Origin of the sequence: Chryseobacterium sp. FP211-J200, assembly GCF_001643375.1 — a bacterium.
Lineage (GTDB): Bacteria > Bacteroidota > Bacteroidia > Flavobacteriales > Weeksellaceae > Epilithonimonas > Epilithonimonas ginsengisoli.
On the sequence record NZ_LSHB01000014.1, the window covers coordinates 90,988 to 102,746 of the forward strand.

At 38.1% G+C, this 11,759-nt stretch carries 10 protein-coding genes; all 10 read left to right on the forward strand.

Features of this window, described 5'->3' with window-relative positions:
• Position 1 precedes the first annotated feature (1 nt).
• On the forward strand, positions 2-2,500 hold the full coding sequence (locus tag AXA65_RS06140; RefSeq protein WP_063969245.1) for an exopolysaccharide transport family protein: 2,499 nt from the start codon (positions 2-4) through the stop codon (positions 2,498-2,500).
• Between the two features lie 179 nt (positions 2,501-2,679).
• Entirely contained in the window at positions 2,680-3,477 is a 798-nt protein-coding gene (locus AXA65_RS06145) for a DUF6089 family protein (RefSeq protein ID WP_063969246.1), read from the forward strand.
• A 4-nt stretch (positions 3,478-3,481) separates the two neighbouring features.
• Positions 3,482-4,228: an isoprenyl transferase gene (locus AXA65_RS06150; protein WP_063969258.1), complete on the forward strand. Its 747-nt coding sequence runs from the start codon at positions 3,482-3,484 to the stop codon at positions 4,226-4,228.
• A 35-nt stretch (positions 4,229-4,263) separates the two neighbouring features.
• The gene (bamA, locus tag AXA65_RS06155; RefSeq protein WP_063969247.1) at positions 4,264-6,798 is read left to right on the forward strand and encodes an outer membrane protein assembly factor BamA; all 2,535 of its coding nucleotides are present in this window, start codon (positions 4,264-4,266) and stop codon (positions 6,796-6,798) included.
• A gap of 22 nt (positions 6,799-6,820) precedes the next feature.
• Entirely contained in the window at positions 6,821-7,474 is a 654-nt protein-coding gene (locus AXA65_RS06160; protein WP_063969248.1) for an OmpH family outer membrane protein, read from the forward strand.
• Positions 7,475-7,511: 37 nt separating this feature from the next.
• Positions 7,512-8,012 (forward strand): OmpH family outer membrane protein, encoded by a 501-nt coding sequence (locus AXA65_RS06165; protein ID WP_063969249.1) that lies wholly within the window; start codon positions 7,512-7,514, stop codon positions 8,010-8,012.
• 63 nt (positions 8,013-8,075) lie between these two features.
• Entirely contained in the window at positions 8,076-8,555 is a 480-nt protein-coding gene (locus AXA65_RS06170; protein ID WP_063969250.1) for an acyl-CoA thioesterase, read from the forward strand.
• Between the two features lie 2 nt (positions 8,556-8,557).
• The gene (rfbD, locus tag AXA65_RS06175; protein WP_063969251.1) at positions 8,558-9,427 is read left to right on the forward strand and encodes a dTDP-4-dehydrorhamnose reductase; all 870 of its coding nucleotides are present in this window, start codon (positions 8,558-8,560) and stop codon (positions 9,425-9,427) included.
• Complete coding sequence (locus tag AXA65_RS06180; protein WP_063969252.1) at positions 9,420-10,100, forward strand: hypothetical protein; 681 nt, start codon at positions 9,420-9,422, stop codon at positions 10,098-10,100. Before rfbD ends, AXA65_RS06180 begins: the two co-directional genes overlap by 8 nt.
• A gap of 161 nt (positions 10,101-10,261) precedes the next feature.
• Positions 10,262-11,632, forward strand: a complete 1,371-nt coding sequence (locus AXA65_RS06185) for a tetratricopeptide repeat protein (protein WP_063969253.1) — start codon at positions 10,262-10,264, stop codon at positions 11,630-11,632.
• Positions 11,633-11,759: the final 127 nt, after the last annotated feature.

The window sequence follows — 11,759 nt, forward strand, 5'->3', positions numbered from 1 at the left end:
TATGATTCCTGATAAAAACGGTAGCAGCACACAAGACTCAGCTCAGAATGCTGAAAAAATGGGTTCATTCAGTTTGTTTGATCCAATTCACTTTGTGCAAAGGATTCTGCGTAATTGGTATTGGTTTGTGCTCTTAGGATTTTTAGGTTATTGTATTTCTTTTGTTTACAGCAAGTATTACGCGCAACGGGTTTTTTCAGCAAACTTATCATTAAGTATATCCAATAATACTTCCAGTTATTTTACGCCTAACCAGTCGATCAATTTTATCTGGGGACAAGGTGGAAACCAAGATGGTGTCTACTTGAAGAAGATATTACTATCCAGAAGTCATAACGAATACTTGGTCAAAAAACTGGACCTGAATACCAATTATACCACAAAAGGATTGATCAAGACCACTTATCTGGATCAGGAGGACAGTCCGGTTTTCCTTGAGATAGACAAAGAGCATCTGCAGCAGGTCAATTATACGATCACGATGATTCCGAAAGGAAAAGATAAATATGAGATCATTCTGCCAGAGGAAGGACAGTCCAATAATTTATATAATTTCATTACCGAAACTGCAGAAGTGGTTCCCGCTTATCCGAGACCACAGAACAAAATAGTAAGCGTGAATGAATGGTACGAAACGCCGAACCTGAGATTCAAATTGGTGTCAAACCCGACAGCTCCAAAAATTAATTTGGAGAATATCATGGTCACTTTGATCCCCGTCAATCAGGCGGTCAATAATATTATCAGCAGTATTGCAGTAGATTTTGATAAGGAACTGCCTTCCATCATGATCATTAGCAAATCTGGATATAATCTAAACAATATTGTAGGTTTTCTTAACAACTCCGTGAAGGAATTGATAAAAAAAAGATTGATGGATCAGAACACGGTGGATCAAAATACGGTCGAGTACCTTAATGAAAATCTTACCAAGATCAGAAAAAAACTGGATTCCAGCGGCGCCGTTCTTAATAATCTTAAGATCAATAACCGTTTGTTCGATATGGAAAACATCGATTCCAAAACGCTTGCTAAACTTACTGATCTAGAAACTCAAAAAGCAGATCTGGTTACGAAGATCAATTCACTCAATAACATCAAGGCTTCTGTCAATACAAACAGTATAGAGAAAATGATCAGTTTGAATCTTGCCGGGATCGAAGATGGAAACTTCAACGCGTCAGTTTCTGAGCTGAAAGCACTTTATGCGAAGAGAAGGGAGATGGCACAGATCTATACGCCGGATTCTGAACCAATGAGAGAGATCAACCGACTGATAAATGAGGCAAAATATACTTCTCAAGACGGACTGAAAAAATATTTTCAAGGCTACTACGATAAGCTGACAGACCTGAATGCAGAAATCGGAAAAATAGATCAGGACCTGGTCACATTACCTGAAAAACAACGTATTTTCCTGGATGCGAAGAGGGGTTACGATATTATAGAAAGTACATACAACACTTTGTTGACAGAGCAGGCAAAGTCTCAGATGAGAGTAGCTACAAACCAAAGCAATCTGAGTGTTATAGATTGGGCAAAAAATCTGGGACAAGGGCCAATTGCTCCAAATATCAACGCAACGAAAATGCAGATCATGGGTGGTCTATTGCTCATTCCTCTTATATTTTTGGTATTAGGTGAATTGCTTGACAAGAAGATCAGGAACATTAAAGAATTGTTATCTGCTACGAAGATCCCTTTGCTGGGTGTCATTGGACATAACAATTATGATAATAATCTTACGGTTATGGAGGAGCCAAAATCCTCAATATCAGAAGCATTTAGAGCGATCAGGGCAAACCTGAGATTCCTCTTCGATGAGGAGCAGAAAAGTAAGGTCATACTGGTAACGTCTTCCATCAGTGGTGAAGGTAAGACCTATGTTTCTATCAATATCGCATCGGTCTTGGGACTTAGCGGTAAAAAAGCTGTCCTGCTCGGGATGGACCTTAGAAAACCGAAGATCTTCGGGGATTTTAAGATCAATAACAAAAATGGGATTTCCAACTATCTTACAGGTCAGGTGGAACTGGAAGATATCATCAACCATACTAGTATTCCTGGACTAGACGTGATCACTTCTGGCCCGATTCCACCAAATCCATCGGAGCTTTTGATGGGTGACAACAATATGAAATTCATAGATAGGTTAAAGGATATCTACGAATATGTGATCATAGATTCGCCGCCGGTAGGATTGGTTGCAGATTCTTTTGAGTTGATAAAAAAAGCAGACACCACGATCTACGTTGTTCGCCATGAGTATACGGAAAAGCATATGCTGAGAATGATCAGTGAAAAGTACTTTAACAAAGAAGTTGCGAATCTTGGACTCGTCTATAATGACTTCAGCATCAAGCAAGGCTACGGTTATGGCTACGGCTATGGTTACGGCTATGGATACGGTTACGGCTATTTTGATGAGGATAAAAATTATAAAGAACCTACGGTCATCAAGATCCGAAACAAACTGAAGATGTTTTTTGGTAAAAAATAAAGAGCCTTTTTTAAGGCTTTTATTTTTTTTGAAGACTATTTTGAGGATATGTTCGTTTTTATAACAATAATTTATATTTTATCGCCCTTATTTAACTTAAATTTAAGAAGTTGCTTAAACTAAAAATGTTTTATATTTGCACCAAATTTTTGACTAATAGACGTTTCAGGATATTGAAAATGAAGAAAGAACTTACTTACACCTTTATCGCCTTGTTTTGTTTTCTCGGTTTTGCCAATGCGCAAAGACATGAGATAGGCGTGCAGCTGGGTATGAGTAATCTTGTTGGAGATATCGGAAGAACCAATTATATTTTGCAAAAACCACTTGGTAATGTGTCAGATAATGGTTTGCCATTCTACGGTGGACTGTTGTACAGAATGAATTTCAATCCGTATCAAACGATAAGGCTTAATCTGGGATTCAGTAATGTCCAATTCGATGACAGGTATGCTAAGGAAAACTACAGAAGGATGAGGCAGTTGAGAGGGACCAATTCGGTTTTCTCGGCAGATCTCCTTTTCGAGTATAACTTCTTGCCAGTTAATGATGAGCAGGTAAGCATGATCAGTCCTTACATTTTTGGAGGTCTGTCGGCTTTGTATATGAATGCTTCGAAACCTGAGCTTACGATCAATTCTGTGAATAATGTACTTGTCAATTACAAACAGGACAAAAGCTTCACAATGGGCTTGCCATTCGGGATCGGACTTAAGTATAAATTTAATTATAACTGGGCATTGTCTGGGGAATTCACTTTCAGACCTACTTTCTCCGACCAGGTGGACTACAGTTCATTGGAAGAAAAAGATGTGAAAGTTTTGAGAACGTCACTCGACGAAGATCAAACAGCTGCCATTGTCCAAGGTTTTATACAACAAAGAAATATAGGTAATCCAAATTCAAAAGATTGGGTCAATTCTGCAACACTTATTTTGTCTTATTCTTTTGGAAGACCACCTTGTTATTGTAAATAATGTTATGCAGGATTTAAAAACACTTATTAATAAAGACAATTTGCCTCAACATGTTGCTGTCATAATGGATGGTAACGGAAGATGGGCAAAATCCAGAGGTGAGGAAAGAACCTTTGGACACAAAAACGCCATCACGGCAGTTCGCAATGTGATCAATGCCTGTAATGAGGTGCATATCCCATATCTTACCCTTTACACCTTTTCCTCGGAAAACTGGAACAGACCAAAAGAAGAAGTAGATACGCTGATGAACCTTTTGTCAGAAACGCTGCTGCTTGAAGCTGAAGAGATCTTTTCAAAAGGATTGAGGATGCATGTCATTGGTGACATCAATTCATTGCCGGAACTTGTAAGAGACCAGTTGATGAATGTTATAGAGCTTACAAAAGATAATAAAGGTGGGAATCTGATTCTTGCATTAAGTTACGGTTCCCAAAAAGAAATTTTGAAGGCTGTAAAAGAGATCAGCCAGGAAGTGAAAGAAGGAAAGATAGAACTGGAGGACATCGATGAGAAATGTTTTGAAGATCATCTTTACACAAAAGATTTTCCTCAGGTAGACCTTATGATCAGAACCAGTGGGGAAGTGCGTATCAGTAATTTTCTGCTTTGGCAGATCGCTTACGCAGAATTGCAATTCTTGGATGTACTTTGGCCAGATTTTACAAAAGATACATTTTTCCAATGCATCTTAGATTATCAGAATAAAGAGAGAAGATACGGAAAGACAAGCGATCAGCTTACTTCATAAATATATATTTAGAAAAGAGAACAACTTCAATAAGAATGAGATTAAGAATTATACCCATTATTTTGTTAGCAGCTTCAGCGTTTGCACACGCACAAGTTGTTCCACAGGGTAACAATGCAGAAAACACGGAACTTGCAGCAGACCAAAATCAAGAATATGTTCTGAAAGATATCGTTGTAGACGGTGTCAAAAGATATACACCAGCTCAGATTTTGCGTTTTACAGGTCTAGTGAAAGGAGAGAAGTTAGAAATTCCGGGGCAGAGAGTTAGCAACGCTATCAAGAAGCTTTGGGAAACGCAATCTTTTTCTAAGGTTGAGGTTTATATTCAGGATGTTGAAGGGCAAAATGTTGTCCTGCAATTTTCTTTGCAAGACCTTAAAGAACTTGGAGAAGTGAAATTTACAGGTAAAGGAATGGGGAAATCCAAAAATGAGAAACTCATCAAGGAGAACAACCTGAAACCTGGTACAAAGATCAATAACAATCTGATCTCCAATTTGCAGAACAAGATCCCGCAAGAATATATTGCGAAGGGATTTGCTGATGCAAAGATCAATATCCAGGAGAAAGCCAATGGCGGAGATGCCAATTTGGTAGACTGGACCATCGAGGTTTCAAAAGGAAAGAAAGTCAAGATCGATAAGATCGATTTTGAAGGAAATACAAATGTTTCTGATAGAAAACTTAGAAAAAGTGGTTTCAAGGATACGAAGCAGAAGAGATTCCTTATCGGAATTTTGAAGCCATCCAAATTTGTACAGGACAAATATGATGAGGACAAGAAAAACCTGATCAGTTATTATAATTCATTAGGTTTCCGTGATGCAACCATCGTTTCTGACTCTGTTACTAGAAACGATAAGGGGTATAACATCAATGTAAAACTTAATGAAGGAAAGAAATATTACATCGGAGATATCAACTTCATTGGTAATACGACTTTTACAACAGAGTTTTTACAAAGGATCTTAGGGTATAAAACAGGAGATATCTATGATGCAGTAGGTTTCAACAAAAAAGTTGGAGACGATGGCGGTAAAGAAGATGACTCTGATATCAAATCCATCTACATGAACAATGGATTCCTTTTCTCTAATGTTACACCGATAGAAAAATCTGTAAAAGGAGATTCGATCAACTTGGAGATCAGAATCAGTGAAGGTGAAAAAGCAACTTGGAACCGTGTAACCTGGTCTGGTAATACAACCACGCATGACCACGTGATCCTAAGAGCACTTCGAACAAAACCTGGAGCTTTGTTTGCGAAAACAGATATCAAGAGAACATATTTCGAATTGGCTGGGATGCAATTCTTTGACCCACAGCAGATTGGAACAGATGTGAAACCTAATCCTCAAGATAATACAGTGAACATGCACTGGACATTGGTTGAGAAAGGTTCTTCTCAGGTACAGTTGCAAGCCGGTTACGGTGGTGGATCTTTCATAGGTACGCTTGGTTTGACCTTTAATAACTTCTCGCTGAAGAACTTCCTTAAATTCAAAGATTTCAAACCGGTTCCTCAGGGTGACGGGCAAACTTTATCATTACAAGCACAAGCAGGACAATATTTTAGAAACTATAGTATATCTTTCACAGAGCCTTGGGTTTTTGGAACTAGACCAACTGCTTTAAGTGTTGGCTTGAACTACTCAAACGTGAACTATTCACTATCAACAGGAGATCAGAAAATGAATATCTTCTCTGCAAGTGTAGGATTGACGAGATTACTAAAATGGCCTGATGATTATTTCTCTCTTTACACAGGGATCCAGTATCAAAGTTATGATTTCAGCAATTATCCATTCTACTTTGGAGAAGCTTTGGAATATAATGGTAGTACAAAATCATTCAGTTTCAATATTGGTTTGAGCAGAAGTTCTGCCGGATTGGATCCAGTATTTCCGACTTATGGTTCTAATATAGAGGCAACCCTGAAGTTCACACCGCCATACTCATGGTTCAGCGACAAAGATTACTCTTCAATGAGTACTTTGGACAAGTACAAATGGATGGAGTTCTACAAAGTGAAGTTGAAAGCTGATTTCTATAACGAGGTGATCGGGAAATTGGTTCTTAGAACAACTGGTGAAATGGGATTCCTGAATGGTTATAGCAAAGAATTAGGACCGCCACCATTCGAAAGATACTACGTTGGAGGTGTAGGTTTGTTCAATGGTAGATACGATGGTAGAGAATTGGTACCTTTGAGAGGATATGAAAATGCTTCTTCTACAGGTTTCAGCTCATCTTCCACTTATGACATTACGCCTTATGGAGGTGCCACGATCTACAACAGATTTGCAGCAGAACTTAGATATCCAATTTCGATGAACCAAACAGCGAAAATTTTCGTTCTTACTTTTGTAGAAGCCGGAAATGCTTGGAACAGTTATGGAACTTACAATCCATTCAAATTGAAAAGATCGGCGGGTCTTGGTATCAGAGTATCGATGTCAGCATTTGGATTGATCGGATTTGACTTCGCTTACGGATTTGATAAAACCTTGGGTAACACAGATCCTTCAGGATGGCAACAGCATTTCTTGATGAATCAACCATTATAAAATAATTTTTTATTTTTACACGATGAAGAAAATAGCTTTAATTGTAACAATACTTTTTACCGCAGTTCAGACCTATGCACAAAAAATCGGCGTTGTAGATACCAATTATGTCTTGAGCAAGCTGCCTCAGTACAAAGAAGCTGAAGCCAGACTCAATACACAGGTTACGCAATGGCAGTCGGATCTACAAAGGTTGCAGGCAGAATATGAAAGAAAAAGGGAAGCTTTTGAAAACGAAAAGGTCCTTCTTCTGGGTGATCAGCTCAAACTAAGAGAGAAAGAAGTGCTTGATCTGGAAACCAATATCCGAAACACGATTGGTGGAAGGTTTGGGTCGAACGGAGAAATCAATCAATTGAGGTCTAATCTGACAAAACCTTATCAGGATCAGATCTGGAATGCCATCAAAACGGTCTCTACGAAGAATAATCTGGGCATAGTTCTTGATAAAAGCAACAACATCAGTGTCATCTTCTTAGATAAAAAATATGACTATACAGAGGCTGTCCTCAATCTTTTAGGAAAAACGCTTCCTAAAGCTGAGGAAATTAAAACGAATACCAGACCTGGTGTAAACAACACTAAAGGACAATCTGGAAAGTCAGGCTTGAAGTCGAAAAATGCAGTAATGCAACAAAGAAAGGCAACTGCAACAGAATCTGCTGATCAGAAATAATCAAAATTAATATAAATTATAAACATAACTTTTTAAAATGAACAAATTAAATGTATTATTAGTAGCCGTTGTAATGGTTTTTGCAACTGGATTTGCACAAGCTCAAAAAATAGCTTCTGTTGATATCAATTCGATCTTTACATCTATGCCGGAAATGAAGGCTCTTGATGCTCAATTACAAACTTTGCAGACTTCAAAACAAGGTGAGTTGGAGAAACAAGGTAAATCTCTTCAAGACTTGATGAAAAAATACCAGGACGAAGCGCCTAAACAAACTCAAGCTATCAACGAGACAAGAAGCCAGGAAGTTCAAAAACTTCAGGACAACCTTCAGCAACTTTATGCTGCTGCTCAAAAAGATATCGCTGAGAAAAGAGATGCAGGCCTAGCTCCAATCGAGAAAAAGATCAACGATGCTATCGCTAAAGTTTCAAAAGCTGCTTCTTATGAATTCGTGTTTGATGCTTCTAGCCCAGCTTTAGTTTACAAAGCAGGTACAGATGCAACAGCTGCAGTTAAAAAAGAATTAGGTCTTTAATTTTAAGACAAGAAAATAATCGAAACCGCTCTTTTTACGGAGCGGTTTTTTTATTTTTGCACTATGGAAAAAGAATTTTCATCAACTGTAAAAATCCGATTTGCAGACTGTGACCCGATCGGTCATCTCAATAATGTCAAATATCTTGAGTATATGCTCAATGCAAGAGAAGACCACGTAGAGCAAAACTACGGCTTCACTTATGAGCAATATACAAGGGAAACAGGCTGTACTTGGGTCACGATCCAAAATGAGATCGCCTATTTGAAAGAAGTAAGGTACAACTCAACCGTTGACATCACCAGCAAGACTGTTTTTGTAGATGATCTGACTGCGGTTGTAGAATTGCTGATGAAAGATGAAAACGGAAAAGTAAATGCCGTCTTTTGGCTGACGGTGATCTACTTCAATATGAAAACCAGAAGAGCAGAGAAAATGCCGGATTCTACCTTAGAAAAGTTTGCTCATTTTTTAGTAGATATAGACCATAAAACATTCAAAGAAAGAGTTGTTTTCTTCAGGAATCAAAATAGAACAAAATAAGTATGAAAAGAATATTAGTTGTTGGCGGAAACGGTCAGCTTGGACATTGCCTTCAAAAATTAGCACCAAAATACCACGATATTTTCGATTTCAATTTTACAGGTTCGGATGCACTTAATATCACAGATAAAGTGCAGATTGAAAAAGAGTTTGAAGAGTATCAACCCGATTTTGTCATCAATGCTTCAGCTTACACGGCTGTAGATCTGGCAGAGAAAGAAGAAGAAAAAGCTTTCGCTGTCAACGCCATTGGTGTTGGTAATTTGGCTGAAGTTTCCAAAGAACACAACGTTGTTTTGATTCACATTTCTACAGATTACGTTTTTGATGGTGAGACCAATTTGAGTTATTCTGAAGATGATTTTACAGGCCCGATCGGTGTTTATGGCACTTCAAAACGAAAAGGCGAAGAATTGGCTTTAGAAAATAATCCTGAAACGGTGATCCTAAGAACTTCTTGGTTGTATTCAGAGTTCAATAAGAATTTTGTGAAGACGATGTTGCATTTGTTCAATATCAAAGACGAAATGGGAATCGTAGGTGACCAACACGGACAACCGACCAACGCCAATGACCTTGCAGAAGCGATTATGGATATCATCGAAACTGAAAATAAAAAGTTCGGAATCTACCATTTCTCCAATTATCCGGAAACCACCTGGTTTGATTTTGCCAATAAAATAAAAGAATTTTCAGGTTCCAACGTTATACTAAAGTCAATCACAACCGAGGAATTCCCAACGCCGGCAAAACGCCCAAAAAGAAGCACAATGTCTTTGGACAAAATCGAGAAAGATTATAAAATCGAACCGAAACATTGGGAAAACAGCCTTCAGGATTGTGTAGAAATCCTAAAAATAACGAATGCGTAAACTCCTATTTTTAATCAGTGTTTTTTGTTTTCAGTTCTTTTATCTTCAGATAGTTACTCTGAATAAGGTCGAGAAAACGAATGACAACAAAGACAAGTTTTTTTATAAGATCAATGAGCCTTCGAAATCTGAATTCTTGGGCGAGATTCTTGTGAACTCCTATTCAGATAAAGATGTGGAAATTTTCGGTGATATTTATAAAAAAGCAAAACAAATTGGTGCGAATTCATTCAGTTTGCAACCAATTGAAAATATCGACGGAACGATTCAAAAATTCAATTCGTCTTATTATATTCTGAATTTGTATTACACAAAAATCGATGATATTCCGGCAGAAGAGAACGTGGCCTATTTGGTTTCATCTTCAGAAAAGAAGCAGAAAATCAATATTAATAATAAAACTACAGAGTTAGCGCCAAGAAGTTTCATTAGACTGGATTTGAACGGGAGTGAAGTTATGTCAGTCTCCACCAGAAAATTACTGGGTTCAACGGTAAAATTGTCAGCAAAATCCGGACAGCCGTCTTTGTACCTTTCTTTGACCAATTTCAAGATTCGTAGTAATGACAGCCTCTACGGCGGTGTCAATCTCAAATCGGGCGATATTACCGGATTAGAAAAGTCGTTTGGTATGTTTTTGACTACAATCTACACAGAACAGAAAAAGGATTAATGTTAATAAGTTGTCAGAGTTACATAGCTTATTTTCAGAATAAAATTGAGTAACTTTATTAAATGAAGATTTTAGACCGGGCAATTGTAATTGATTTACAAATCTCACATCGGATAAAACCAATCTGAGCGGAGCTGAATCTCGAATCTAAATCAAATATATTGGAAGAATTTTTTGAAAACGAACTTGCTAAAAAGTTCGAAGAAATGATAGAGAACAATGATGAATTCTACTTCGATACCGAAGAGTATATAGAAATAATCATCTATTATCTGGAGCTGGGAGATTATAGCTATGCAGAAATGGCCGTAAACCACGCTCTGAAAATACATCCGAATTCCCTGGAAATCAAAACCAAGCAATTGGAAGTTTTCCTGGAACTGGAACGTTATACGAAAGCTAAAGAACTGATTGACGAATTGCATCAGTCATCTTTGGAAGACACAGACTTTTTGGTTTGTTGCGCAAAATATTACTCAAATCTCGGAAACCCGAAAAAATCAATCGAATATTGCCAGAAAGCTTTGGAATTGGAAGAGGAAGAAAATTTCCTTCACAACTTCATTGCGGATGAGTATGTCAATCTGGACGACCCTTTCAATGCACTGAAACATTACACTTCAGCTTTGGAGCACGACCCTTATGACGATTATTCTTTGGAAAATGTGATGGTTTGTTACAGCAAACTGAACCGTTCACAAGAAGCTTTGGATTTCCTGAATCAATACCTTGACAAGTTTTCTTTTTCGGAAACCGCTTGGTACGAGTATGGACAGTTCCATTTCAACAAAAAGAATTACGAAGAAGCCATCAACGGTTTCGATTATCTATTAGCGATCAACTCGCAGGCTGTCGGTGTTTACGCCAACAAAGCGGCTTGCTATGAAGCGATGGGAGAGTGGGACAAGGCGATTGCCGTTTACGAGGAAATGCTCGATTTGGAATACACCAAAGCATTCACTTTCTACAAGATTGGATTGTGCCACAAAGAAGCCAAGAAATTGGTTCCTGCATTGACATCTTTCCAAAAATCTTTGAGAGAAGACCCGCAGTTTTATTTGGCGATGATGGAGCAATCCTTTATCTACGAAGAGTTGGGGAACATAAAAGAATCACTGTATTTTGCTCAGGAAGCAGCCAATCTTAGCGAAGGAAATGTCGAGTACCAAAAGCGTTTGGCATTTCTTTACATTACTAGTGGCGATTACGAAGAAAGCTTAATTTGCCTTAAAAAGCTGATAGAATCCGAACCAACCAGATTTTACAATTGGTACGCGTACTCAGAAGTTCTGATGCTGATTGGCGAATATGAAGAAGCAATCACTATTCTGGAAAAAGCACTGAAAGCCCATCCACGCGCCGAATTGTATTATCAGCTCAGCAATTGCTACTTGCATTTGAAAAGCGAATCCGAAGGAATTGCAATGCTTGAAAAAGCACTTGAACTCGATTCCACGCTCAGCAAAGATATGCAGCAGAAATATCCGTTCATCAAAGAACAGGTCAAAAAGATAAAGGCCAAAAAGAAATAAACCAAAAGCTCAGATTCGTCTGGGCTTTTTCGTTTTTAGGAGCCGGGAACCTGCTTTCCACTATATCTTTTGCTCTTCGTTCCTCATCCCAAAAGGATGCCGTTTCAAGGATCAAGATCAAAACCTG